Origin of the sequence: Enterovirga sp. GCM10030262, from assembly GCF_042666435.1 — a bacterium.
Taxonomy (GTDB): Bacteria; Pseudomonadota; Alphaproteobacteria; order Sphingomonadales; family Sphingomonadaceae; genus Allosphingosinicella.
In genome coordinates this window covers 994,827-1,017,251 of record NZ_JBHTDC010000001.1, presented here as the reverse complement: position 1 = coordinate 1,017,251, position 22,425 = coordinate 994,827, and the positions used below count along the sequence as shown (strand labels likewise).

Here is a 22,425-nt window from a genome sequence, read left to right as displayed (position 1 = left end):
ATCTACGCGGCGGCCGCCATTTCCAGGCAGGGGTCGAACGGCACAGCCTCGCTCCGCTCCGCGCACAGATCGAGCGCGAACAGCTTGCTGGGCGCGGCTTCGCGGCGGCCGCAGCTGTAGCGGTCGGCGACGGCGCCGGTCGGCGTGAAGCCGAGCTTCTCCAGCACCCGGCCGGACGCGGGATTGTCGAGGAAGTGACCGGCGCTGATCCGCTTCAGCCTGAGCGCGTCGCGGGCGATGGCGACGATCGCGCGGCCCGCCTCGGTCGCGTAGCCCAAGCCCCAGTGCGGCCGCGAGATCCAGTAGCCGAGCTCGATCGCGCCGTCGGGATTGCGGCCGAGACCGGCCGAGCCGATCAGCCGCGGCGCGCCGGCGGTGCGGCGGAAGACCAGGAAGCTCGCTTCATCCGGGCGCCGCTCGGTGTCGAGAAAGGCGCGGGCGTGGCCGAGATCGTAGGGCCAGGGCGCGCTCGCGAGGTTGCGGACGATCGCTTCCTCGCCGATCGCGCGGGCCAAAGCCGGCGCATCCTCGGCCCAGCCGGGCCGCAGCAGCAATCTCTCGGTTCTCGCGAACATGCCTCTTCCTCTCTTCTTTTCGCGGAGCCCTTGCCCCTTTCGGGTGACAGGCCGGCGACAGTTTCGAGGGAGAAACAAAAAAGGGAGAAGGGGGCTGCCCCTCTCCCTCGAAAACGGTTCTGTTGTGAGAACCTGGGGCCGCCCCTTGAAGGACGACCCGTTATCGATCGTCCTTTATTCCGCCGCTTGCGCGCTAATATGCATGTCGACGCATACGAATTTGCGGCCGAGTTTCCCGTCGCGGAACGAGACCCGACCGTCGGTAAGCGCAAAGAGGGTATGGTCCTTGCCCATGCCGACGTTGGTGCCCGGATAATATTTGGTGCCGCGCTGGCGCACGATGATGTTGCCGCCGACGACGCTTTCGCCGCCGAACTTCTTCACGCCCAGCCGCCGGCCCGCGCTGTCGCGGCCGTTGCGGGAGCTACCACCTGCTTTTTTATGTGCCATGACGTAATACTACCTTCGATCTCTTTACGCGTTCTTATCAGCGGCGGGCTTCTTGGTCGATGCCTTTTTGGTCGCCGCCTTCTTCACCGGCTCGGCCGGCTCGGGCTTGGCCGGAGCTTCGGCCTTCGCCTTGGGCTTCGCGGCCGCGGCTTCCTTCTTGGCCGGAGCCGCCTTGGGAGCGGCTTCCTTGGCCTCCGGAGCCGGAGCGGCCTCGGCCGCTTCCTTCTTCGCAGGCTTCTTCGCGGCCTTCTCGTCGCCGATCGCGGTGATCCTCAGGATCGTGTGCTGCTGGCGATGACCGGCCTTGCGGCGGTAATTGTGGCGGCGGCGCTTCTTGAAGACGATGACCTTGTCGCCCTTGGCCTGGGCGATGATCTCGGCCGAAACGGCGAGGCCGTCGGTCGACTTCAGCTCCGCGCCTTCGCCCGCGAGCAGGACGTCGCTTAAGCGAATGGTGTCGCCGGCTTCGCCCGCGATCTTCTCGACTACGATCTTGTCTCCGGCGGCGACGCGATATTGCTTGCCGCCCGTGCGCACGACTGCGAACATGGCTTGTTCCAATTACCCTAGAATATTGACCGCATGGGAAATGGCCGTGAGGCCAAAGGCCCCGCGCGGGAAACCGGGCTGCTACATAAGGGGGGGTGGTCTGTCAACCGAGCGGGGCCGCAAATCGGCGTTCGCGCGGCCGGCCCACTTAATGCCGGTGCTCGCGCTTCAGGCGGTAGCGGCCATCGGCATAAGCGTCGAAGATGCCGGCGATCGCCGGATGGTGGACCGGCTCGTCGCTGTCGTCGGGCACCAGATTCTGCTGGCTGACATAAGCGACGTAGCTCGATTCCGCATTTTCGGCGAGGAGGTGGTAGAAAGGCTGGTCCCTGTCCGGCCGCACGTCCTCGGGGATCGATTCATACCATTCCTCGCTATTGGCGAAGATGGGATCGACATCGAATATGACTCCGCGAAACTCGAACAGCCGGTGCTTGACCACGTCGCCGATCGCGAAGTCGGCATGGGTCACCGGGGGCGCCTTGGCGGCGGCGGCGAGGTCGGTAAGGAGGGATTCGTGTCTCGGCATCATCTCTCCCATGTAGGCCTTGCCCGTCGATAGGCAAGCGAGCAGCGCGCGCGGGGTGACCCGGAAGGGCGCCGGGGGCCGGCTTGCGGTCGGACGCGGGACAGGCGCCCGGACAGGCTTGGCAAGCCGCGATCCTTGGGCTAGAGCGCGGCCCCTGTCGATCGGCCCCATCAAGCGGGGTGTCCCCTCGTCTCGCGGAGAGGTGCCAGAGTGGTCGATTGGGACGGTCTCGAAAACCGTTGTGCCGGTAACGGTACCGTGGGTTCGAATCCCACCCTCTCCGCCATTCACCCCCAGCACTTGTCTCTGAGCACCCTGCGATGGACAACCTCCTGTAAGTGGGCCTTAATTCGTGCAGATTCCGATCTTCACCGAGCTCGCTTCGCATAATTCAGGCGCAATTTTGGAGACCCGTCGCCAGTTGTCTCTCGCCGGCTGATGCACGGGTGACTTTGCGCCGTAACAGGGAAACTTCACCGAATTAGGCTCCAAAACAGGGTGCATCGAACGTCTTGGAACGACGCGTGATCATTTTAGCTCCTGTTTTCCGATGCTTAATCGCACCCAATCCACTTTCCTGTTATCCGCTAAAACAGGGAGACAAATCCCGCAGAACAGGGCGCCAATTGCATGGAACAGGGAGTTTCGCATTGATAGCAGGTAGCTTCCTAGGAGCGATCATGGGACTTAGGGCGGGCCCGCGCGTTCGCAGCGGAGCGCCGCACGGAGGCGGAAGCGGCGATGTCACGCATCCGTGCCGAGGGGCCGATGGCAGCTTCCGACTTCGAGCAGAACAAAAGCCGCGCCGGTTGGTGGGAATGGGGCGATACCAAGCTTGCGCTCGAATGGCTGTTCTGGGCTGGGCATATCACCACGCGAACGCGCCGCGGCAGCTTCGAGCGCGTCTACGACCTCACCGAGCGAGTGATCCCCAATGACATCATGGCGCTCCCCACGCCGGCTGCACCGGATGCCCAGCGGGAATTGGTTGAGAGAGCTGCCCGGGCTCTGGGTATCGCCACGGCTTCCGACCTTCGGGACTATTTCCGGCTCAGCCTCGACAGCACCCGCTCGGCAATCGCCGAGCTGGTCGAAGAAGGAGTGCTGTTGCCCGTCCAGGTAGCTGGATGGAGGCAATCGACGTTCCTTCATCGCGACGCGCGGCGACCGCGTCGCATACGAGGTCAGGCGTTGCTCGCCCCATTCGACCCGTTGGTCTGGGAGCGCTCTCGCACCGAGCGCCTGTTCGGGTTCCGTTATCGCATCGAAATCTACACGCCGGCGGAGAAGCGCGTGCACGGCTATTACGTCCTGCCGTTCCTGATGGACGATCGCATTGTTGCGCGGGTCGACCTCAAGGCCGATCGCCAGCGGTCCAGGCTTGTGGTGCGTTCCACAACGTTCGAGCCCGACGCGGCAGCCGAGACCGGGGAACGACTTGAGGGGGAGCTCAGATTGATGGCGCAGTGGCTCAAGCTGGAGAGCGTCCAGCATCAGGATTAGGTCTGCCGCGTCGGGAACAGGTGACAGGTGCGTTTGGCCAAGTTGCTTTGGTCAAGTCGTCACGCGCTTCGCAACTTCCTCCAGACCCACCCAGCGGTCGGTGCTTACTGCTCGGGGCGTCTGTAGATCCAGGCGCTTCCGGCCACCGCTGCGGCAAGCGGGAGCAGGCCCCACGGCGCCGCAAGAAGTAGAATTCCGGCAAGGGCGCTGAGGGCAAAGGTGGCATAGGCACCACGCTTGCCAGCAGGGCTGATGCTCCCGCTATCTCGCCAGGCTCTGATCGGTGGGCCGAATTGACGGTGCCTAAGGAGCCACCGTTCCAGCCGAGGGCTGCCCTTTGAAAGGAAGAAGGCGGCCAAGAGAACGAAGGGTACCGTGGGGAGCAGCGGCAAGAACAGCCCGACGGCTCCCAGAGCGAGGCTCATGATTCCTAGAAAGGAGGAAATGGGTTTGAGCACGGTCTAACAATGCGGGACGGTGCCGAATGTCTGCAATGGGTGGCAAGCGGACGTTGCGCTCTCAGCCATTCACGCGCCATGGATGGGTTGGATTACGCCTGATAAAGTCATCCACCTCGCGCAGCTTTTCAGGAAATCGCTCACCGTCATTACCGTTACCAAGACTGCTGAACCGAAAGCCCCCCTCCCAGAGACGCTGCACCTTCTCCCATTGCTTCTGATCGCTCTGTCGCGGCGCTTTGAAGGACCGCCCCATCTCTTTGAGAGGTCGGGCGCACTGAGGACAGACTGCTTCTACGGAGGGGCTATGTTTCCAAGATTTGCGGCAGTCAAAGCAGGCGTAGGCGATCTTCTGCCTCGGCACCCACTCCGCGTCGGCTTGGCGACTAGTCATTCTTCAATAATGCGCCGATGCGTTGATGTCCGCAATGGGTCGAACGGCGACATTCGGCCGAACGTCTGGAAAGGGTGGAAAGCGGACGTTAGGAGCCCAGGGCCTGAAAACCTGATTTTCCGGTTGGCAGCGCCCGAACTCTTTCCACGACAGAGGCAGCGTCTCCGCTCAGGAACTCATCGCAATAGCTCAGGTCGTGGCGCAATCTCTTGAAACCGCCCAACGGATCTCCGTCGTCAAATCCGGGCTAATGAGCGGTCCTCTCCCGTCCCAAAGCCCGCATGTAATCCTGATGCGTGAACTCATGGTTTCCCAGCCGGTAGCGGACGCTGCCGAGCCGGTGGAAACGAGCCCAAAGCTGTATCTCGCGACTGCCATGCTTGAAGGCGGCCCACGCGAATGGCCCACCGCTTCCCGTCAATGGCGGCTGGATAATGGCGAACTCGTAGCCAAGCGGCTCCAGCTTCTCTGCGAGGACGCGAGCGCCCTCTTCCAAGAATGTGTCCGGCTCCATTTCGGCCATCCTGCAAGAGCCGGCCAATGTCCGCAATGGGTCGAAAGGCGACATTCGGCCGAATGTCCGGAAAGGGTGGAAAGCGGGCATTGACGCGGTCCTCAGCGGATCCTCCCGGAAGCAGACGGATAATATTCAGTCGTTGGGTAAGCACCAGTTGCCCGTCACGATCGCGGTTTGCCGACGAGGTCATCCAAAGGTGTTGGCCGCTGTCTTGGGCGTGCGCCGACGAGGCAATTTGCCTACATCGGCGCCGCGCAGGGGTTAGATAATCTGGAAATCGGTATAGGTGACGCTCGCATGGGGATCGACCGTCGCGAAATGGACTGCCGCGATCGCGCCCGTCCCGTCCGCGTCGTAGTACAAGGCTCCCGTCGCATCGTCGAAAATTATCCGGTCGCCTGCATCGCGGGCGCTGGTGCCAAGATGGAATTGGCCGGCGTCGAGCCGTCCCTCGGACAAGGCAGTGAAGATCGCATCGTCCAGCAGGAAGGTGTCATTATCGCCAGCTTCCTCGAAATCGGCGATGCGGTCCTGCTGGCTGCCCAGCCCTTCGTTGAAGACGAATCTGTCGTTTCCGGCGCCACCATGGAGCAGGTCCTCCCCGGTCCCGCCGAAGAGTCGATCGTCGCCGAGACCGCCGGCCAGGCGATCATTCCCGCTGCCGCCCAACAGCCGGTCGTCGCCGCCATTCCCGGCCAGCACGTCGCGGCCCTCGCGGCCCAGCAAAACGTCATCTCCAGCCTCCCCGGCAAGCTGATCGACGCCGCCGCCCGCATCGAGGCGATCGCCTCCCCTCCCGCCGCTCAGCCTGTCATTCCGGTCGCCGGTGCGGATACTGTCGTTGCCCGACCCGGTCTGAATCCAAAATCGCTCGACACCGGTAAAATCCAGCGTTGCGCCGGCGAGATCCGCGATGTGACCGCCATAGCCGGACATGCCACCGTTTTCGACGCCGCCCGTCACTGCGGTCAACGCGTTCGAATAGTCTACAATCAGGAGATCGTCGCCTGCCCCCGCAGAGATCGTGTCGGCACCGCCGCGAGCGGTCACGCGATCGTTGCCGGCGCCAGCTACGATCGTATCGCCGTCAACTCCGGTCTGGATAACGTCCCCGCCCGCGCCGGTGGTGACGGTATTTTCGCCGTCACCGGCGTTCACGACATTGCCGCCGTCGAGGGCGGTGACCGTGTCCGTCCCGCTCCCACCGATGATAAGATTTTCACCCTGTCCGGCGGTGATGGTGTTGGCGCCGTCCCCGGCACGGATGATGTCGTCACCATCCCCGGTGGTAAGCGTATCGGCACCGGAGCCCGTCCAAATCGTGAAATCTTCAAACCCGCCATTGACGGTTACCATCCGACCGCCGCCGCCGGCCTCGGCAAAACTGGAGGTGGAGTCCCCAGTCACGGCGCCAGTCGCCAGACGATAATCAACGACCAGCCGGTCGTGGCCCAGACCCCCGCTGGCGGCATCCGCGCCCGCGCTGACCTGAATCATGTTGTCGCCGTCATTGCCAACAATGTCGTTTCCGTCGCGAGCGTCGAACAGGCGTATCGGCGCTTCACCCCCGAGAGACACGGCGGGAATCCCGACCGCCAGACGCAGGACGATATTGGTCGAATCCGAACCGCCGGTGATGATCATCCCGCTATGCGTGACAACTGCCAGCTCGTCAGAATAACCATCCTCAAGGCGGATTGTGTCGCCCGGTCCGGCAGCCGTCATGGCGTCGGCAATGGAGTCGAAAGTGGAATTGGGGCCAACGGTCAGGATCGCCATGTCATTATCTCCTAAGCGGAGCGGCAAGGATTTGCATGCAATCCGTATCGCATACGCAACGAACTCGCGGGAGCGCCGCGCCGTTTTTTCAGTCAGGCATCGTGAAATTTCCGTCTAGCCGATAGCGGATTAAGTATTCAATATGGGGATGACTTACTAATAAACAACGCCTGCGAGTCGGAATTAGTTCTGATTTATTTAGCTCTGATTTTGGCTCTCCATACAAATAATTTGTAGAGCTCGTTGTAAAGCGCGTAATCTCCTTCCAAGTTCCGCTAACCTGTTTATTTCTTCTCTGAGAGTTGCTGGATGCCGCAAGGGGTCAGGCACAGATGTGCCAGCGCCAGTCCTCCCTTCGAGGGCATGAGGGCGGGCGAAGCCGGTGGCGAGGTGTAGCGGGCGAGAAGATCCAGAGAGCAATAAATCCTCTCGCTGAGGATAGGATTACAGGCGCTTCGCTCTTCACGTCTGCGGCTCAATGTCTGCAATGGACCGAAAATAAACTTAGGGTCGGACCTCTTGGCCCGCAGCATAACGGGGCAGATCGGCAGCCGCTGCTTCGAAGGCCGCCCTTATTTCGGTCAGAGGGAAGCAGCGGTCCCATAGCTCGGTCGCAAGGGTGCTGACGGCCTGCTCCAGCGCCGGGTGGTCGGGCCAAGGGTTCGTGTCGTGCAGCTCTCGCAGGGCCACGCTTAGTCTGTGGGTGGCTTCGTAAAGGCGCGTCTGCCACTCGTCGCGAGCCACTTGGTTAGGTTGGTCCGTCATGCCTGGAGCCTATCAGGCGACCTTCAATGCCCGCAATGGGTCGAATGCGCACGCTGCGGAGAGGAAGGAAAGAGGACATTCATCGGCTCATCATTCGAGCCAGTCGAATCTTCTTCGCGCCGCGCGTTCAGCGGCCTCAAGGTGCGAATGTTCGCTGGACCAGTCCTTGGGCACCCATGCCTCAAGGTCCGCATCCCGGAGCCGCTCCTCAAGCGTAAAGCGGTAGCGGCCATCATCGTAGCGGTTGAAGCAAAGGCGCTTGTCGCCATTGGGGGCGACGGCGGTCTTCAAGGCCGTGGCGAAGCGCATGCTTGCATCGTAGGTCGGCTGGAGTAAGCGTAGGTCCACTTCTCGATTGGTGTCGAGGGCGCGCCAAACGACGGGCTCTTCTGCGTAGTCCTCTTCGTAGCGGAGGATTTGAAGCATCGTCTCCTCCCATACATCCCATTCGGCGAAGTCTTGGCCGGTATTGCTGAGCCGCTCGATCACCAACTCCCAACCTAGCCATTCAAATGACCCGTAGCTGCTGCGGTCAACGCCAGTATGGGTCAGTGATAAACGCCGTCGCTCGGGCACGGAGACCGCGGCTACAAACTGGCGGGGCGCAGTCATGAACATCCCTCGTTAGAAACCGGCAACGTGCCTTGCTGGTCGAATTTCCGCAACGGGTGGATTGTGGACATTCATGGACATCGGGAGAGACCCCGTCGAGACGCGTCGACGTTCGCGATGGCATCGCTCGCCTCCCGCTGCGGTCGCGCGGGGCTTCATTTCGCCATCGCATCTTAACCCTATCGGGGTTGACCTCGCCCGCTATGGTAGGGCGGGAGCTAAGTGGAATCCGACCTTGCCCGGGATATTCTTGGTCTGTCTAAAGGAGCTTTGCCTGTGCTTGCCTACCTCGTCGTACTCACAAGCTTAAGTCGTTGCATCTCATCCGATTTATGCCCCTCGGACGAGGAACTCCTTTCGGCCATCCGCGCTCGTGATGTGGCAATCGCCAGCGATCCTCAGGCCCGCGAGGAGGCAAGTGAGCATAGCATCACCGTCGACCGGCTGCTCCCTTCATCCATCACAAACGTCTTTTGCGGGCAGGCACGGACCCTCGGGCGTCGGGAAGTTTCTTGCAGCTATACTCTGCGCTATCCGGACGAGACGATCTACGAGGGTGAGATATTCGAGTGGGACGATGAGCGGTGGGTGATCCCCAATGCAGTCGAAGCCGCCAGAAACATCGAGAGCATCAAGGTCCGCTAAGGGTGGAAAGCGGACATTTGCGGTACGACCACAACGGCTCGATTAGCGAACTCCAATGCATCCGGTTTGACGTCCGTGCCAATTTCCTTACTGGTTTGCCGATGCCGTATTCGCCTTCTCAGACTGCCTCTTGGCAGGTGGACCACGCCTTGGTCGAAAGCCTCGAAGGTGCGCAGGAAGTGACTGCATGGTTCGGATTTTTCCCGTCGTTCCACGACGCTACGATCACCTTCATGGGTTTCTCGCGCGGCGATGGCATCATCGAGATTGAAGCTTTCCGCATGACGGATGAGATCGACGATAAAGGTTACTTTGTTCTGGATCGCCACGCGAAGGTGACCGTGCATCTGCTTGGCGTCAGTGGAACTGTCATGTCTTGCCATTCCAATCCCACGATCTTGGAACTCGGGATTCGCAAGGTGCTTCCGGAGCATCATCCGCCCAGCGACACGGCAGCAATTGCCGGAGACTTCGAAATTGGTTTCGATGATGTTTGCGGTGGCGGTGGCTCGATTTACGCACGGGACATTCGATTCAGTGTATCGCCCAAATTAGCCTAAACCCGCCGGCAGCTCCATGTTTCGAGGAACACAATACGTAATTCCGGTCCGCCCCCGCTATCGCACCGGGAGCCTTCAGGGCCAAATTAAGTATTGCGTCCCCGGAATTTGTTAGGGCCAAATTAAGTATTGCGTCCCCGGAATTTGTTGCGTCCCCGGAATTTGTTGTGTCAAGGATCCCGAAAGGGAGTCACAAATCACGCGAGACGACAAGGCCGCTCAAGCGCCCGAAGAATGATCGCCCCCTTCGCTTTCCCTCCCTGCAAGGGAGGGGTTAGGGGGTGGGTGCGCGAGCGCTTGCTTACTTTTGCACACTGTCCGAACGTCCGCCTTGGGTGGAAAGCGGACATTGACCATAGAGCCGCACCGGCTACACCTGACGTTGTGTTTCGGGTTGGCATAGTAGCGGCGGGACTGGTTGCTCTGAGCGGTTGCTCGGAGGGCTGCACGAACAGCCCGATCAGCCGCGCCGATGCTCCAGACGGGCTGCATAGCGCGACGATGTTTCAACGAGACTGCGGCGCTACCACCGGCTTCTCGACACAAATCTCTGTGTTAGAGAAGGGAGATGCACCCTCTGGCGGCGGCAACACATTTCGCGCAGACGACGATCATGGTGCCGCCGCAGCAGGTGACTGGGGAGGACCCTGGGCAGAGATGAGATGGCTTGCGCCAGATCACTTGCTGATACGCTACGCTGCCAAGTCCCGCCTCTTTGAGCAGGAGGAGGAAGTGTCAGGGATTAAGATCAGCTACCAGCAGGTGGCCCGCTGAGTGTCCGCAATGGGCGGAAAGCGGTCCTTCGGTAGCAGTCAAAGCTCACCGCCTCGCAGCGTGCGCTTGATTTCACTGACTTTGCAGGTGCTGTCCGCTGAAATCGTGAGGGAATATGTCGGGTCGACCCCTCGCACCAAAAGGTATCTGTCCATGTGCGAGCACTGGTGATCCATGCTCGCGGAAGAGCCAAACACCATTATGTATCCACTACTTCCAAGGCGGCTCAGAGCGGTTTCCACCTCCATGCCCACCTCGGCGCCGCTATAGCTTTGGAAGGTTCGGTCACGCACGGCAAGGAAGTAGAGCGCCGCCGCGAGCAACCCTGATGCCAGTAATGCGGCGAGCCATCTCATTGCTGTTTGCTATTGCTGGCGGCGGATGTCCGCAATGGGTCGTTTTCAGACCTTCAGCGCCAACGTCTGATTAGGTTGGAAAGCAGACATTGCCGCATCAGCCGATGACTGCATCCGCCTCGTCGAACGTGCGCCTCGCGACATCAGTGTCAAAAGGGGGCTCCCCCAAATCAATCAGTGCCGGCTCACAGCGGGTCCGCTGGTTGAAATAGGCTGCCGCACCCCCTGCCCGGTATGCGGCTGCGAGAGCCTTGCTGCCCGTCCATTGGGGAAGCACGGCTCCATCCGATTGGGCCTCCTTTGACCGGAAGCCATCACGGAAGGCTTGGTAGGCGGTGAAGCGGGCACGGACGTAGCCGATTATTTTTTCCTCGCGTTCAACAGCAGCGTCTAAGTCTTTCGCAGCCGCTTCGCCTCGTCCGCCAAACCGATAAAGCCACCTGCGCGCGAAGGCGAGTGCGTCGATGACGACGTTCTGCTCCTTCGTGATAACTTCCACTATCGCTTCATTTGCACCTTCATCCCACAGCGACACCCAGTTCTCCGGGTGGAAATCGAGCGAGCGGGGCTCCATGTCCGCGAGGGTCACGATGGCATCACCGCCCGGCGGTATCTCGTGCTGGTCACAGTAGGGCTCGATGAACAGAGTTAGCGGGTCCGAGGTGCGGTTCCTGATTGGCAGCTTCATGTCATCCTCCGGGGTGCCAGTCGAACCTGCCGAAACGCTGGAATGTCCGCAATGGCGCTGTCAGTGCAAATGCACCGGCTGGTAAGGAGTTGAGGGCAGGGCGGAGCAATGCCCCGCACCAAGAAACCAGCCAGCCCGTTCCGCTATTTCAACTACGGCGGACTCAAACAGCCTGAGCGATCAAGCCAACACCAATGTCCGCCGCAACAGGACGAGCGTGGAATCGCCTGGGCAGCCTTTTGCCGTAAACCCCATCTCGCGTTCCAGCTCGATGGCGGCATGGTTGGCGCGGCTCTCGATCGATTGCAGCGTCGTGACGCCCTTCGCCTCCGCGTAGCGGGCGATATGCTCGAGCAATTCCCAGCTGACGCCGCGCCGCTTGTAGCCCGAACGGATGGCGATCGCGACCTCGCCCGTTTCGAGTTCGGCATCGCAGGCCAGCATCGCGCTCGCGATCACCGTCACGCCATCGTCGGCGATGGCCAGGAAATTCTCTTTCTGGCGATGATCCACCTGCGTCATTGCGACGAGACGGTCATGCCCGACCTCGTTGAGCCCCGTGAGAAACCGAAAGCGCAAATCGTCCTGGCTCACATGGGTGAAGAACTCCGCCAGCGCGAGCTCGTCCTGGGGCTCCACCGGGCGCACGTGGAAACGGAATCCGGTGCGGGTCGTGAGATCGCGACTCCAGTCTTGGTCGATCATTTCATTTCTCCGGTGGGGGTAACGGGGTTCTGAACAAGCAGTCTAATCGCCGCAGTGAGTGCGTCGCAGAGGAGAGGCTTCTCGATGAGCATGGCGCCGGCCCGGGCCGCTTGCGCGCGAATGCCCCTCGACACGCTACCAGTGATGATGATGGCCGGTAGAGCGCTGCCGCGTCGGCGGAGGAGCGCCAGGAGCGACAGTCCATCCATACCGGGAAGACGATAGTCCAGAACCAGGCAAGCCGCGTCGGGAAAGTCTGGCATGTCCGCCAGCGCTTCGCCGCTTTCGAACGGATCGACCGCGAATCCTTCGAGCTCAAGCGAGAATTTGAGCGATGCGCGGACCCCTGGGTCGTCGTCGACGAGCAGTATCTTCGAAGCAGATGACATCATGGGTCCTGTGAAGGGCGGCGAAGCGGCGGGTCCGGCCCGCCGCCTCAGTCCGGTTAGTCAGGCTGCCTGTTTCCAGATCGGCTCGAGGGGAACATGCACCGGGCAAGGCGCCACGGCGGTTTGCGGAAGCCCGGCAATCACGTTGGCGAAGCCATGGTTGACGTCGCGGTGGTGGGCTTCGTCGGCCCGCACCACCAGAACCACGTCACGCAAAGTGGCGTTGTCGGGGAGCGCCCAATATCGCTTGGCGATGGCCGGGGCCGGCACGTTGGCCGATCTCCCTTCGTCGATCTCGGCGAGATAGTGGGTGTAGCTGATCACCGCCTCTTCCTCGAAGTAGCCGACGACGCGATGCGCGGTCTTCGAACTCATCAGGTAGAGGGCGAAGAAGAACAGGTAGAACACCCACTGGACGCCGATGATGACCGCGCGCTCGAACCAGGTCGGTTTGCTGATCTCGATGAAGGTCATCAGATGCATGCGCTCGTTTTCGGCTTCGTCCATGAGCGTCTTGATCCAGCCCTTGTCGTCACACATGCGGCGGAGACAGGCGAGATGGTTGATCGTTGCGCCGACCATGCCGGGCACGGCGGCGACGGTTTCCAGCACGACGGCGCGGTGGCCATAACGCTCGGCGAAGAAGGTGTCGGCGGTCCAGCGCAGAACCTTCGTGAAGCCGAGCGCCACGCGATCGGAAAAGCCCTTCGGCGCATGATGGACGCTGAGATCGATGAATGGGGCAGTCACGATGAAATCTCCTCCTTGGTCTTGGAACCGCTCTAAGGTGGGAAGCCATCGGCCGAAATTCGGGTCTTCACCCTAAGTAGAATCACGGAGGTCGCGTCCGCGACGCGAGCCTCTTAAGAAGAGAACATGGATCGCCGCAGCCCAAACTTGAACCATGTCCCGGTCCCGTCGATTAGCGTCGACCAGGGCACCGCCTACGCGCTGGCGCTGGCTGCGGTGGTCGCGGCGATGTTCGTCCAGTGGAGCCTAGACCCGTTGCTCGACCAGCGGGCGACCTTCATCCTGTTCGTGCCGGCGGTGGTTCTCGCAGCTGCGCTCTCCGGCCTCTGGCCGGGGCTCTTCACTACGCTTCTTGGCGGGACGGCAGGCCTCGCGGTCGATGCGCTGACGGGAGAGATCACGCTCGGCAATCTCGTCGCCGCCGCGATCTTTCTGTTCGTCGGGACGGCGGTGACGATCGGTGGCGAGTGGTTTCAGCGCGCGCGAAGCCTCGCCGAGTCGGTCAACAAGGATCTCGCCCGGCGCGAGGCGCATTTAAGGTCGATCCTCGAGACCATACCGGACGCGATGGTCGTGATCGACGGCGCGGGGATTATTCGTGATTTCAGCCATGCCGCCGAACGCCTGTTCGGCTGGACCGCCGCCGAGGTGGCGGGGAAGAATGTCAGCATGCTGATGCCGTCGCCCTACCGCGAAGGCCATGACGGCTATCTAGAGCGTTACCATCGCACGGGCGAGCGGCGGATCATCGGCATTGGCCGCGTCGTCGTCGGAGAGCGCAAGGACGGCTCGACCTTCCCGATGGAATTGTCCGTCGGCGAAGTGCGCGGCGTGGAGGGCGGCTTTTTTACCGGGTTCGTCCGCGACCTCAGCGAACGGCAGCAGACGGAGACGCGGCTTCAGGAGTTGCAGACCGAACTGGTTCATGTGTCCCGCCTCACCGCGCTCGGCGAAATGGCGTCGTCGCTCGCCCACGAGCTCAACCAACCGCTGTCAGCGATCGCCAACTATCTCAAGGGCAGCAAGATGCTGCTCGCGCGCGACGACGTACCGCACGATCGCGTCGCGGACGCCGTCGACCGCGCCGCGAACGAAGCCCTTCGGGCCGGCGAGATTATCCGCCGGCTGCGAGACTTCGTCGCTCGCGGCGAATCCGAGCGCCGTGTTGAGAGCCTGCCAAAGCTGATCGAGGAAGCGAGCGCCCTCGCCCTCGTCGGCGCGAAGGAGCTTGGCATTCGCGTCCGCTTCGATTTCGCCGCCGACGTCGACCTGGTCCTCGCCGACAAGGTGCAGATCCAGCAGGTCGTGGTGAACCTGATCCGCAATGCCATCGACGCGATGGCGGAGGGCTCCAGGCGCGATCTGCTCGTGACGATCGGTGCGATCGAAGACGACATGGCGCTGGTGAGTGTCGCCGACACCGGGCCGGGAATCAGCCTTGATGTCGCCGATCGCCTTTTCCAGCCGTTCATCACGACCAAGCGCACCGGCATGGGTGTCGGGCTTTCGATCTCGCGCACGATCGTCGAGGCGCATGGCGGCAGGATCTGGGTGGAGGCGAATGACGGCAGCGGCGCCGCTTTCCGCTTCACCCTAGGGCGCGTTGCAAAGGAGGAATTGTTCGATGGCGGCTGAGCCGATGGTGCATGTGATCGACGATGACGAATCGGCGCGCCACTCGCTTGCGTTCTTGATCGATTGTGCGGGCCTCAAGGTCCGATCCTACGAGTCCGCGATCGAATTCCTGAAGGCGGTACCGACGCTCGATCATGGCTGCATCGTCACCGACATCCGGATGCCCGAGATGAGTGGGGTCGACCTGATCGGCAGGCTGAAGGCGCTCGGCGTGACCGATCCGATCATCGTGATCACCGGCCACGCGGACGTTCCGCTGGCCATCCAGGCGATGAAGGCGGGCGTCGCGGACTTCATCGAGAAGCCGTTCAGCGACGAAACGATTCTCGCCGCGATCCGCTCGGCGCTGGCCCGGCGGAGCGACCGGGATCAGGTCCAGGCGGAGCGCGATCAATATCTCGATCGTAAAGCTACCCTCTCCCAGCGCGAGCGCGATGTTCTCGAAGGACTCGTCGAGGGCCGTCCCAACAAGATCATTGCCTATGATCTCGGCATCAGCGCCCGCACCGTCGAAGTCTATCGCGCCAACATCATGACTAAGATGCAGGCGGGAAGCCTTTCGGAGCTGGTCAGGATGATTATGATCGCAAGGTTGGCCTGAGAGCCGATCAGAATATGATGGCGGCCATGATCCCCATGGCCAGCGCCGCCAGCGTCAGGAACACCGGAACGAGCAGGATCTGAACGAGCGCCGCCTTGCCGCTGCTGTGGCCGGTATATGTGTCATGCCATGCTCCATGAAATGATCGAAGCTTGGCCGAATGCCGCCTTTCGGCTCCATCCCGAGGATGATGCGCGGGACGGTGAAAAACATCACGATGAAGAGTGCGCTGATTGCGATCATGAAGTTCGCGTCGCGCGACCCGCCGGCGGTGAACGCGAGCGCCGCGATCATCGCCGCATAGGCGGTGACGATCATTATGCCCACCGTGCCGGGCACGTCCGGGGCGGCGGGGGCCGACATGAAAACCTCGTCGTGGCCGGGCCGCTCGATGTCGGGAAAAGGAAGCGGCGCGATCTGGGCCGTAACGGGCCAGACAGCCGCGATATCGACCTCAGTGAAGCCTTCTCTCTTAGCGATCCGTTCATGGCGCATCTGAATTCCTCCCTCGGGCGGCCGGTCGGCCGGGTTGATGGAGCGATGCTAGGGAAGAGGCCGGAGCGCCGGAATTCGGATATTTCCCCTAAGTAGAATCCCGGAAGGGGCGCTGGCTGGTCACGCTCGCCCATCGGGGCGCGGCCCAACCAGCCTGGGGCCGTAGGCGAGCACGAACAGCAGGAAAGCGCCGCCCCACAGCAGCCCCGCCAGCTGGATCGAGCGCATATAGTCGAGCGGCAGCAACGGCGCCGCGACACGAACGGCGGCGCCAAGCGTGACGAGCACGAAGATCGCGACGGTCGGGAGGTCTGCGCGCAGGATGCGCCCGGTATGGCCGAGCGTCGCTCGGGTCATCACCGCCAGCGTCATCGAGGCCATCGCACCGGCCGCGAGCGCGTGCAGCCCCGAAGTCGCGGGAACGGCGGGAACAAGGATGCTCGTCCCCAGCAGCAGCAGGCCGAGCGACAGCCAAGCGTAGGCTACATGAAGGATCAGGACGAGCGGATCGCTGAGCGTCCTGTGCCCGGACCAGCGGCCAAGACGCACCGCCTGGACGGCCCCGGCGGCAATCAGGAGAACGGCGACCGACGTCGCATCGGGAACTATAGCCCAGCCGGCGAGCGCGATGGCGGTGGCGGCCAGACACAGTTTGTCGAACAGATCCGGCTGGCCGGGCAGTCCTGTTTTCAGGCCCTGCTTGCTCAGCCAGTTGCGTGTGAACGATGGGATGATCCGACCGCCGATCACCGTGATCAGCATCAGCACCAGCGCGAAGCCAGCCCGCCAGCCGAGCCCCGTGCCGACGACGAAGCCAAGCGCCTCGGCATGGTCGATCGCGTTCGCGATCGCGAACAGCAGGATGATCATGACGATCGGAAAATTGCGGTTCTTGGCAGCGATCACTTCGCGCGCGCAGACCGCGGCGAGGACCAGCAGAAAGCCGACGTCGAGCGCCAGCGCGATGGCCGACCCGACGACCCCCGAGAAGAGGACCGCGAGACGCGCGGCGAGCCACAGGCCCGCCAGCGCCGCCAGCCTGCTCCCCGCGATCGGCAGCCGTCCGGTCCAGTTGGGAATAGCGGTCATCAGGAAGCCCGCGATGACCGCCCCGAGATAGCCGAACAGCATTTCGTGCCGGTGCCAGGCCAGCGGATCGAACGCCGTCGGCAGCGTCACGGCGCCGGACAGCGCGCCTATCCACAGTCCGACCACGATCAGCGCCCACAGCGCTCCGCCCAGAAAGAAGGGCCGAAATCCGCCGCGCATGATCGGCGGGAGCCGCATCAGGCGATCTTCGCGCGAGAGGTCCGCTTTCATGTCCATGCGAACCTCACTCCGCCGGCACGAGGATCGCATCGATCCCGACCTGATCCTTGCCGCGTCCGATCAGCAGCCGCAGCGCGAACAGCGCCAGGGTCACCGCGCCGATGCTGAACACGATGTCGCCCGGCACCCGCATCCACACCAGCGTCTCCATAACCGTGCCGTGGATGATCTCAGGCGACCGCGCATACCAGAAGCTTGTCGTGACGCTGTGATAGGCCTGGTAGATGCCCGCCGGGACAAGGCTCAGGAAGACCATGCCGGCCAGCCCGATATTGAGAGCCCAGAAAGTCGACTTCAGCAGCCGTTCCGACCAGACGTTCGCCCGGTAGGCGGTGCGCAGGCAGAACAGCATCAGGCCGATGCCGAGCATCCCGTAGACCCCGAACAATGCGGCATGAGCATGCGCGGGCGTCATGTTGAGACCCTGGATATAATAAAGCGAGATCGGCGGGTTTATCGCGAAGCCGAGCACGCCCGCTCCAATGAGATTCCAGAACGAGACCGCCACGAAGAACAAGATCGGCCACTTGTAGGTCTCCACCCACGGCGCCGACTTGGTCATGCGGTAGTTGTGGAACGCCTCCACCCCGAGCACCGATAGCGGCACCACCTCGAGCGCGGAGAACATCGCGCCCCAGGCGATGACGGCCGTCGGCGTGCCAGAGAAATATAGGTGGTGGAGGGTACCGAGGATGCCGCCGACGAGGAACACAGCGGTCGAGAAGATCACCGCGACGTTCGCAGCCCGCGCGCGCACCAGCCCCAGCCCGGCGAAGAGCAGCGCGATCACCGCAGTGGCGAATACCTCGAAGAAGCCTTCGACCCAGAGGTGGACGACCCACCAGCGGAAATATTCGATCATCGAGAGCGGGCTGTGGCGGCCCCAGGTGAGCGCCGCGCCGAAGAACAGCCCGATGCAGACGGTCGAGAGGAAGACCATGCCGATCAGCCCACGATTGTCGCTCTTGGCTTTGAGCGCCGGCCACAAGGCGCGGCCCACCAGGGTCAGCCAGATCATCAGCCCGATGAACAGCAGGATCGCCCAGAAGCGGCCGAGGTCGACATACTCATAGCCCATATGGCCGAACCAGAAGCTCACGCCGTGGCCGAGCTTCTGCTGGATCGCCATCCATTCACCCACGAACGAGCCGATCACGACGACGAGAAGCGCGCCGTAGAGCAGATTGACGCCGAGCTTCTGGTATTTTGGCTCATGGTTGGACAGCATCGGCGCGACGTAAAGCCCGGTCGCCAACCATGCGACCGCGATCCAGAAGATGCCGAGCTGCGTGTGCCATGTGCGCGTCAGCGCATAGGGAATAACCTCGGAAATATTGTAACCGTAGAATTCCTGACCCTCGACCGCATAGTGCGCGGTGATCGCGCCAAGCAGCACCTGCGCGAGAAACATGGCAATCACGGTGACGAAATACTTCGTCGTCGCCTTCATCGACGCGGTTGGCTTCATCGCTAGGAAAGGATCGGTCGCCGGGACGACCGCATGTTCCTCATGGCCCCGCCGCGCCTGATACCAGAGCAGCCAACCGATGCCGGCGATCAGGAAAAGGACGCTGGCAATCGACCACATGCCGAGCGACGCCGAAGGCGTGTTGCCGACCAGCGGCTCGTGCGGCCAGTTGTTGGTGTAGGTTATCTCGGCGCCGGGTCGTTCCGTCACGCTCGTCCAAGCGGTCCAGAAGAAGAAGGCGCCGAGTTGCTCGCGCTGCCGCGCATCGATGATCGACCGTTCGGGAATCGCATATTGGACGCGCAGCGCCTTTAGTGACGGATCGCTGCTGAACAGCGTCGCATAATGATCGCCGACCACCGCCATCGCCTCGGCGCGCGCGTCGGAAACGGTGATCGTGTCCGTCGTCGCGTCATAGCTGTTGGTGCGAAGGTCGCGCTTCAACCGCTCCTTCAGCGCTGCCTGCGCCTCCGGATCGAGGCTCGCGAAATCCTTCGCGCCATCGCGGCGCGCCCAGATATCGAGCAGCGTGGTGGCTTCGCGGTGGAGCCAGTCGGTGCCCCAGTCGGGCGCGACATAACCCCCATGGCCCCAGATCGAGCCCAATTGCATCCCGCCCAACGTCTGCCAGACCTCGCGTCCGGTCTGGATATCGGCCCGGGTGAAGACGGTCTCGCCGCTCGCCGTCACCACTTTCGCGGGCACGGGAGGCACCTGGACGTAGATTTCCCGTCCGATCAGCCCAAGGATCGCGAACGAGACGATAAATATACCACCGAGCCACAGCCACAATTTCTTCGAATATGCCATTTGTTGCTCGGACCCCGTGCTGGATGATTCAGCGATGAGTAGAGGACCGGCGGCAGCCGCAACATTCAGGGGTTCCCCCTAGGTAGAAACCCGGAGGTGCGCACATTAGCGCAAGATGCTGAGAAGGCGCGTCAGACGGACGCGTCGTTCTCAGGGCGAACGTCGCGCCCGAACGGACTCTGGAGGGAAACCCAATATGGCGTTACCGCATGCAAAACCGGGCGAAGTCGTGAACCTTCGACCGCTGGGCGAAGAGCTAGGGAACACCAAAACCTCAGCGCTGGTCAAATCCGACCGCTTCGAAGCCGTGCGCCTGATCGTGCCTGCCGGAACGACGATTCCGTCTCATGAAGTGCCAGGCTATCTCACGCTTCATTGTCTGGAAGGGCGAGTGGTTTTGAACCCGTCCGTCGAACTTTGCGCCGGCGATTGGCTTTTCCTGGATCGAGGCGCGCCACATTCGATCCAAGGCCTCGAGGACTCAAGCCTGCTCCTAACCATATTCTTCGACGATTAGAGCATCAAGCCTGAAATCTGAATCGAAGGATTCACAGCGGCTCTGATTTGTGATTCACGGTTGTTGGAGGTGGATCATGGGCAGAGCGCATTCCGAAGATCTTCGTGAGCGGGTTTATGGTGAGATCGTGGGCGGCGGCTCACGGCGCGGTGCGGCGCGGCGGTTCGGGGTCAGTGCGAGCACGAGCGTACGGCTGGCGCGGCGGATGGCCGAGACGGGGACTTTGGCGCCGGCGCGGCAGGGCCGGCCGCGGGGCAGAGGCAAGCTGGCGGCGCATCGGGACGCATTGATCGGGTGGGTCGGCGCTGTCAGAGTAAATGCACTAACTGGTAACGAGTTGAGGGCAGGGCAGGGGAATGCCTCGTCCGAAGAAGCCAGCCAGCCCCTTCCGCTATTTCAACTCGTCACCTGAGGTGATCCGCCTGGTGGTGATGATGTATGTGCGCTTCCCGCTGTCGCTGAGGAACGTGGAGGACCTGCTGTTCGAGCGCGGCATCGACATTTGCCATGAGACGGTGCGGCACTGGTGGAACCGGTTCGGGCCGATGTTCGCAGCCGACATTCGCCGGCAGCGGGTGAGCCGGATGCGGGGCTTCCACCACTGGAAGTGGCATCTCGACGGGCGCTGTCAGAGCAAATGCACCAGCTGGTAAGGAGTTGAGGGCAGGGCAGGGGAATGCCTTGTCCAAAGAAACCAGCCAGCCCGTTTCGCTACTTCAACTCGTCACCTGAGGTGATCCGCCTGGTGGTGATGATGTATGTCCGGTTCCCGCTGTCGCTGAGGAACGTGGAGGATCTGCTGTTCGAGCGCGGCATCGACATCTGCCATGAGACGGTGCGGCACTGGTGGAACCGGTTCGGGCCATTGTTCGCCGCGGACATTCGCCGGCAGCGGGTGAGCCGGATGCGCGGCTTCCGCCACTGGAAGTGGCACCTCGACGAGATGTACGTGAAGCTTAACGGGGAGATGGTCTACCTCTGGCGCGCCGTCGATCATGAAGGCGAGGTGCTCGAGAGCTACATCACCAGGACCAGGGACAAGACGGCAGCTCTCAGGTTCATGAAGAAGGCGATGAGGCGCCACGGCTCGCCTGAGGCGATCACCACCGACGGATTGCGTTCGTACAAGGCAGCCATGTCCGAGCTTGGCTGCGAGGAGAAGCGGGAGGTCGGTCGCTGGGCCAACAACCGGGTCGAGAACAGCCACCTGCCGTTCCGACGACGAGAGCGGGCGATGCAGCAGTTCCGCCGAATGAAGACGTTACAGAAGTTCGCCTCGGTCCATGCCAGCATGCACAACCACTTCTCCCAGGAACGCCACCTCGTTGACCGCCAGACCTATAAAGCACGCCGCTCGGCCGCACCGGCCGAGTGGCAGTCGCTCATGGCCTGAGACCTGCTCACAAAGCCAGAACCGCGTCTATCGGAGACGAGTTGCGATTAGACTGACAGCACCGCCACTCACCTTCGCGCGCTCGGCGCTCCGCGGCGCGAACCCGCCCTAGCCTGGCGAAGGCGTGTCAGCTCCGGCGGTTCTTGAACCAGATCGAGACCAGAATAAGCGCGAAGGCGGCGAGGCGGAGGAGGTAGAGCCAGCTGCGCTCCTCGACCGGAATGTTCGACAAGGTGAGCAGCGCCTGGGTGAGGCCGAGCAGCCAGAAGGCCAGCGCGAAGGCGACGAACAGGCCGTCATGGGTCCGCTTCCAGAAACGCAGGAAGAACAGGCCGGCGACCAGGAAGCCGAAGGTGAGCGCGCCTCCGAGGAAATTCAGCAGCATCATCGCCTAGTCCTCCAGGTCCCAGATGAAGCCGAACAGGAGAACCCCCACCGCGGCCAGCGAGGTCCACAGCCGCCAGTAGCGGAAATCGACGCTCTGGATGACGAGCAGGTCGAGCACTACAAGCGCATTGTTCGCCGCCAGCAGCACGAAGCAGAGCGCGCTCCACAGCAGCAGCCGCGCGGCGGTGCGCTTGTAGCTGCGCGCGAGCAGATAGGCGCAGGCGCTGCTCGTCGCGAAGCAGAGCAGATAGACCGCAGCGGGAAAGAATTCCTGCACGCCCCCTATTCCTTTCTCAGCCTGAAGGCGTCCGCGAACGCCGTCAGTCCCCCATTCGCCGACGATATTATCATTCTTCTGACCGCGTCGGGACTCTTTGCATACATCCGCTCCGCGCCCTCGACGAGACGGCGCAGATCGGGGGATGCGGGGCTGTATCGGGCAGCGTCGTCGGTGTCGGTGGCGACGAGGCCGGCGGCGACCAGCGCATCGACGCTTTGCGAGACGACGATGTCGCTGCCCCTCAGGCCCGCGACCATTTCAAACCGCGACAGGCTGCGATCGCCGTGATTCTTGAGGAACAGGAGCAGCTCCAGCGACCAGACCGACCGAAAGGTCGCCCGGATGAAGCTGGTGACTTCCTGTCTCGACGGCATCGTGCTGGGTCGTTCCTTGTGGCTCCGGCGGGCGCGCCGACGCGGTTTGCGTCCGGCAAGGCGCCTTCTAGTCCGCGAGCCGCCCATGACAACCCCCGAAGGATGATAAGCGAAGGATATGATTTTGCGGGTTTGTAA

Annotated in this window: 25 protein-coding genes, 1 tRNA gene and 2 pseudogenes; 9 read left to right on the top strand and 19 right to left on the bottom strand. The window is 62.3% G+C overall.

Annotation, left to right across the window (positions count from 1 at the left end):
• Positions 1 to 2: 2 nt before the first annotated feature.
• The 4 genes and pseudogenes from ACFQRC_RS04975 to hspQ all read right to left on the bottom strand — a co-directional run bounded on the left by ACFQRC_RS04975 (position 3) and on the right by hspQ (position 2,103).
• On the bottom strand, positions 3 to 575 hold the full coding sequence (locus ACFQRC_RS04975) for a GNAT family N-acetyltransferase (protein WP_379958425.1): 573 nt from the start codon (positions 573 to 575) through the stop codon (positions 3 to 5).
• A 174-nt stretch (positions 576 to 749) separates the two neighbouring features.
• The gene (rpmA, locus tag ACFQRC_RS04970; RefSeq protein ID WP_379958423.1) at positions 750 to 1,025 is read right to left on the bottom strand and encodes a 50S ribosomal protein L27; all 276 of its coding nucleotides are present in this window, start codon (positions 1,023 to 1,025) and stop codon (positions 750 to 752) included.
• A gap of 144 nt (positions 1,026 to 1,169) precedes the next feature.
• Positions 1,170 to 1,574, bottom strand: a pseudogene (gene rplU, locus ACFQRC_RS04965) (50S ribosomal protein L21); the annotation flags it as partial.
• A 148-nt stretch (positions 1,575 to 1,722) separates the two neighbouring features.
• On the bottom strand, positions 1,723 to 2,103 hold the full coding sequence (gene hspQ, locus ACFQRC_RS04960; RefSeq protein WP_379958420.1) for a heat shock protein HspQ: 381 nt from the start codon (positions 2,101 to 2,103) through the stop codon (positions 1,723 to 1,725).
• 196 nt (positions 2,104 to 2,299) lie between these two features.
• Between hspQ and ACFQRC_RS04955 the strand changes: the two genes are divergently transcribed.
• Together ACFQRC_RS04955 and ACFQRC_RS04950 are read left to right on the top strand one after the other, a co-directional pair.
• A tRNA-Ser gene (locus ACFQRC_RS04955) sits at positions 2,300 to 2,389 on the top strand.
• A 419-nt stretch (positions 2,390 to 2,808) separates the two neighbouring features.
• A pseudogene (locus ACFQRC_RS04950) lies at positions 2,809 to 3,606 on the top strand (winged helix-turn-helix domain-containing protein); the annotation flags it as partial.
• Between the two features lie 104 nt (positions 3,607 to 3,710).
• Here the strand turns inward: ACFQRC_RS04950 and ACFQRC_RS04945 are convergent.
• From ACFQRC_RS04945 to ACFQRC_RS04930, 4 genes are all read right to left on the bottom strand, one after another.
• Complete coding sequence (locus ACFQRC_RS04945; RefSeq protein ID WP_379958418.1) at positions 3,711 to 4,064, bottom strand: YbaN family protein; 354 nt, start codon at positions 4,062 to 4,064, stop codon at positions 3,711 to 3,713.
• A gap of 641 nt (positions 4,065 to 4,705) precedes the next feature.
• Positions 4,706 to 4,972, bottom strand: coding sequence for a hypothetical protein (locus ACFQRC_RS04940; protein WP_379958416.1), 267 nt, complete (start codon positions 4,970 to 4,972; stop codon positions 4,706 to 4,708).
• 264 nt (positions 4,973 to 5,236) lie between these two features.
• The gene (locus tag ACFQRC_RS04935; RefSeq protein WP_379958413.1) at positions 5,237 to 6,754 is read right to left on the bottom strand and encodes a calcium-binding protein; all 1,518 of its coding nucleotides are present in this window, start codon (positions 6,752 to 6,754) and stop codon (positions 5,237 to 5,239) included.
• Positions 6,755 to 7,609: 855 nt separating this feature from the next.
• Complete coding sequence (locus tag ACFQRC_RS04930) at positions 7,610 to 8,131, bottom strand: hypothetical protein (RefSeq protein WP_379958411.1); 522 nt, start codon at positions 8,129 to 8,131, stop codon at positions 7,610 to 7,612.
• 222 nt (positions 8,132 to 8,353) lie between these two features.
• Here ACFQRC_RS04930 and ACFQRC_RS04925 point away from each other — a divergent pair, with 222 nt between their 5' ends.
• Positions 8,354 to 8,776 (top strand): hypothetical protein, encoded by a 423-nt coding sequence (locus tag ACFQRC_RS04925; protein ID WP_379958409.1) that lies wholly within the window; start codon positions 8,354 to 8,356, stop codon positions 8,774 to 8,776.
• 149 nt (positions 8,777 to 8,925) lie between these two features.
• Positions 8,926 to 9,336: a hypothetical protein gene (locus tag ACFQRC_RS04920; protein WP_379958407.1), complete on the top strand. Its 411-nt coding sequence runs from the start codon at positions 8,926 to 8,928 to the stop codon at positions 9,334 to 9,336.
• A gap of 812 nt (positions 9,337 to 10,148) precedes the next feature.
• On the opposite strand, the gene ACFQRC_RS04915 is transcribed toward ACFQRC_RS04920, so the two are convergent.
• The 5 genes from ACFQRC_RS04915 to ACFQRC_RS04895 form a co-directional block, all read right to left on the bottom strand.
• Positions 10,149 to 10,466 carry a hypothetical protein gene (locus ACFQRC_RS04915; RefSeq protein ID WP_379958405.1) on the bottom strand — a complete coding sequence of 106 codons (318 nt, stop codon included), beginning with the start codon at positions 10,464 to 10,466 and terminating at the stop codon, positions 10,149 to 10,151.
• Positions 10,467 to 10,563: 97 nt separating this feature from the next.
• Positions 10,564 to 11,154 (bottom strand): hypothetical protein, encoded by a 591-nt coding sequence (locus ACFQRC_RS04910; RefSeq protein ID WP_379958403.1) that lies wholly within the window; start codon positions 11,152 to 11,154, stop codon positions 10,564 to 10,566.
• 180 nt (positions 11,155 to 11,334) lie between these two features.
• A complete protein-coding gene (locus tag ACFQRC_RS04905) occupies positions 11,335 to 11,859 on the bottom strand; it encodes a GNAT family N-acetyltransferase (RefSeq protein ID WP_379958401.1) in 525 nt (174 codons plus the stop codon).
• Positions 11,856 to 12,248, bottom strand: coding sequence for a response regulator (locus tag ACFQRC_RS04900; protein WP_379958399.1), 393 nt, complete (start codon positions 12,246 to 12,248; stop codon positions 11,856 to 11,858). The genes ACFQRC_RS04905 and ACFQRC_RS04900 overlap by 4 nt, the downstream gene beginning before the upstream one ends.
• A 60-nt stretch (positions 12,249 to 12,308) precedes the next feature.
• The gene (locus tag ACFQRC_RS04895; protein WP_379958397.1) at positions 12,309 to 12,998 is read right to left on the bottom strand and encodes an alternative oxidase; all 690 of its coding nucleotides are present in this window, start codon (positions 12,996 to 12,998) and stop codon (positions 12,309 to 12,311) included.
• Positions 12,999 to 13,124: 126 nt separating this feature from the next.
• On the opposite strand from ACFQRC_RS04895, the gene ACFQRC_RS04890 reads away from it, so the two are divergent.
• Complete coding sequence (locus ACFQRC_RS04890; RefSeq protein WP_379958395.1) at positions 13,125 to 14,633, top strand: PAS domain S-box protein; 1,509 nt, start codon at positions 13,125 to 13,127, stop codon at positions 14,631 to 14,633.
• Positions 14,623 to 15,234: a response regulator FixJ gene (gene fixJ, locus ACFQRC_RS04885; RefSeq protein WP_379958393.1), complete on the top strand. Its 612-nt coding sequence runs from the start codon at positions 14,623 to 14,625 to the stop codon at positions 15,232 to 15,234. The genes ACFQRC_RS04890 and fixJ overlap by 11 nt, the downstream gene beginning before the upstream one ends.
• Positions 15,235 to 15,288: 54 nt before the next feature.
• On the opposite strand, the gene ACFQRC_RS04880 is transcribed toward fixJ, so the two are convergent.
• From ACFQRC_RS04880 to ACFQRC_RS04870, 3 genes are all read right to left on the bottom strand, one after another.
• Positions 15,289 to 15,729: a hypothetical protein gene (locus tag ACFQRC_RS04880; protein WP_379958391.1), complete on the bottom strand. Its 441-nt coding sequence runs from the start codon at positions 15,727 to 15,729 to the stop codon at positions 15,289 to 15,291.
• A 120-nt stretch (positions 15,730 to 15,849) separates the two neighbouring features.
• Positions 15,850 to 17,016 (bottom strand): NnrS family protein, encoded by a 1,167-nt coding sequence (locus ACFQRC_RS04875; protein ID WP_379958389.1) that lies wholly within the window; start codon positions 17,014 to 17,016, stop codon positions 15,850 to 15,852.
• Between the two features lie 46 nt (positions 17,017 to 17,062).
• Positions 17,063 to 19,336, bottom strand: coding sequence for a nitric-oxide reductase large subunit (locus tag ACFQRC_RS04870; protein ID WP_379958387.1), 2,274 nt, complete (start codon positions 19,334 to 19,336; stop codon positions 17,063 to 17,065).
• A gap of 196 nt (positions 19,337 to 19,532) precedes the next feature.
• On the opposite strand from ACFQRC_RS04870, the gene ACFQRC_RS04865 reads away from it, so the two are divergent.
• The 3 genes from ACFQRC_RS04865 (at position 19,533) to ACFQRC_RS04855 (ending at position 21,246) form a co-directional block, all read left to right on the top strand.
• On the top strand, positions 19,533 to 19,853 hold the full coding sequence (locus ACFQRC_RS04865) for a cupin (RefSeq protein ID WP_379958385.1): 321 nt from the start codon (positions 19,533 to 19,535) through the stop codon (positions 19,851 to 19,853).
• 356 nt (positions 19,854 to 20,209) lie between these two features.
• Positions 20,210 to 20,506, top strand: coding sequence for a hypothetical protein (locus tag ACFQRC_RS04860; protein WP_379958383.1), 297 nt, complete (start codon positions 20,210 to 20,212; stop codon positions 20,504 to 20,506).
• Between the two features lie 23 nt (positions 20,507 to 20,529).
• Complete coding sequence (locus ACFQRC_RS04855) at positions 20,530 to 21,246, top strand: IS6 family transposase (RefSeq protein ID WP_379958380.1); 717 nt, start codon at positions 20,530 to 20,532, stop codon at positions 21,244 to 21,246.
• A gap of 127 nt (positions 21,247 to 21,373) precedes the next feature.
• Here the strand turns inward: ACFQRC_RS04855 and ACFQRC_RS04850 are convergent, their stop codons facing one another.
• Genes ACFQRC_RS04850 through ACFQRC_RS04840 form a run of 3 tightly spaced genes read right to left on the bottom strand, consistent with a single transcriptional unit; the run spans position 21,374 to position 22,287 of the window.
• The gene (locus tag ACFQRC_RS04850; RefSeq protein WP_379958378.1) at positions 21,374 to 21,634 is read right to left on the bottom strand and encodes a DUF5985 family protein; all 261 of its coding nucleotides are present in this window, start codon (positions 21,632 to 21,634) and stop codon (positions 21,374 to 21,376) included.
• A 3-nt stretch (positions 21,635 to 21,637) separates the two neighbouring features.
• On the bottom strand, positions 21,638 to 21,910 hold the full coding sequence (locus ACFQRC_RS04845) for a DUF5985 family protein (protein ID WP_379958375.1): 273 nt from the start codon (positions 21,908 to 21,910) through the stop codon (positions 21,638 to 21,640).
• Positions 21,911 to 21,915: 5 nt separating this feature from the next.
• Positions 21,916 to 22,287: a hypothetical protein gene (locus ACFQRC_RS04840; RefSeq protein WP_379958372.1), complete on the bottom strand. Its 372-nt coding sequence runs from the start codon at positions 22,285 to 22,287 to the stop codon at positions 21,916 to 21,918.
• Positions 22,288 to 22,425: the final 138 nt, after the last annotated feature.

Coding starts and splice junctions, on each gene's coding strand:
- ACFQRC_RS04870 (WP_379958387.1), bottom strand. CDS start 19,336: ATGGCATATTCGAAGAAATTGTGGCTGTGGCTCGGTGGTATATTTATC.
- ACFQRC_RS04905 (WP_379958401.1), bottom strand. CDS start 11,859: ATGATCGACCAAGACTGGAGTCGCGATCTCACGACCCGCACCGGATTC.
- ACFQRC_RS04940 (WP_379958416.1), bottom strand. CDS start 4,972: ATGGAGCCGGACACATTCTTGGAAGAGGGCGCTCGCGTCCTCGCAGAG.
- ACFQRC_RS04935 (WP_379958413.1), bottom strand. CDS start 6,754: ATGGCGATCCTGACCGTTGGCCCCAATTCCACTTTCGACTCCATTGCC.
- ACFQRC_RS04865 (WP_379958385.1), top strand. CDS start 19,533: ATGGCGTTACCGCATGCAAAACCGGGCGAAGTCGTGAACCTTCGACCG.
- fixJ (WP_379958393.1), top strand. CDS start 14,623: ATGGCGGCTGAGCCGATGGTGCATGTGATCGACGATGACGAATCGGCG.
- ACFQRC_RS04890 (WP_379958395.1), top strand. CDS start 13,125: ATGGATCGCCGCAGCCCAAACTTGAACCATGTCCCGGTCCCGTCGATT.
- ACFQRC_RS04915 (WP_379958405.1), bottom strand. CDS start 10,466: ATGAGATGGCTCGCCGCATTACTGGCATCAGGGTTGCTCGCGGCGGCG.
- rpmA (WP_379958423.1), bottom strand. CDS start 1,025: ATGGCACATAAAAAAGCAGGTGGTAGCTCCCGCAACGGCCGCGACAGC.
- ACFQRC_RS04880 (WP_379958391.1), bottom strand. CDS start 15,729: ATGCGCCATGAACGGATCGCTAAGAGAGAAGGCTTCACTGAGGTCGAT.
- ACFQRC_RS04930 (WP_379958411.1), bottom strand. CDS start 8,131: ATGACTGCGCCCCGCCAGTTTGTAGCCGCGGTCTCCGTGCCCGAGCGA.
- hspQ (WP_379958420.1), bottom strand. CDS start 2,103: ATGCCGAGACACGAATCCCTCCTTACCGACCTCGCCGCCGCCGCCAAG.
- ACFQRC_RS04860 (WP_379958383.1), top strand. CDS start 20,210: ATGCCTCGTCCGAAGAAGCCAGCCAGCCCCTTCCGCTATTTCAACTCG.
- ACFQRC_RS04850 (WP_379958378.1), bottom strand. CDS start 21,634: ATGATGCTGCTGAATTTCCTCGGAGGCGCGCTCACCTTCGGCTTCCTG.
- ACFQRC_RS04910 (WP_379958403.1), bottom strand. CDS start 11,154: ATGAAGCTGCCAATCAGGAACCGCACCTCGGACCCGCTAACTCTGTTC.
- ACFQRC_RS04875 (WP_379958389.1), bottom strand. CDS start 17,016: ATGCGGCTCCCGCCGATCATGCGCGGCGGATTTCGGCCCTTCTTTCTG.
- ACFQRC_RS04855 (WP_379958380.1), top strand. CDS start 20,530: ATGCCTTGTCCAAAGAAACCAGCCAGCCCGTTTCGCTACTTCAACTCG.
- ACFQRC_RS04900 (WP_379958399.1), bottom strand. CDS start 12,248: ATGTCATCTGCTTCGAAGATACTGCTCGTCGACGACGACCCAGGGGTC.
- ACFQRC_RS04840 (WP_379958372.1), bottom strand. CDS start 22,287: ATGCCGTCGAGACAGGAAGTCACCAGCTTCATCCGGGCGACCTTTCGG.
- ACFQRC_RS04975 (WP_379958425.1), bottom strand. CDS start 575: ATGTTCGCGAGAACCGAGAGATTGCTGCTGCGGCCCGGCTGGGCCGAG.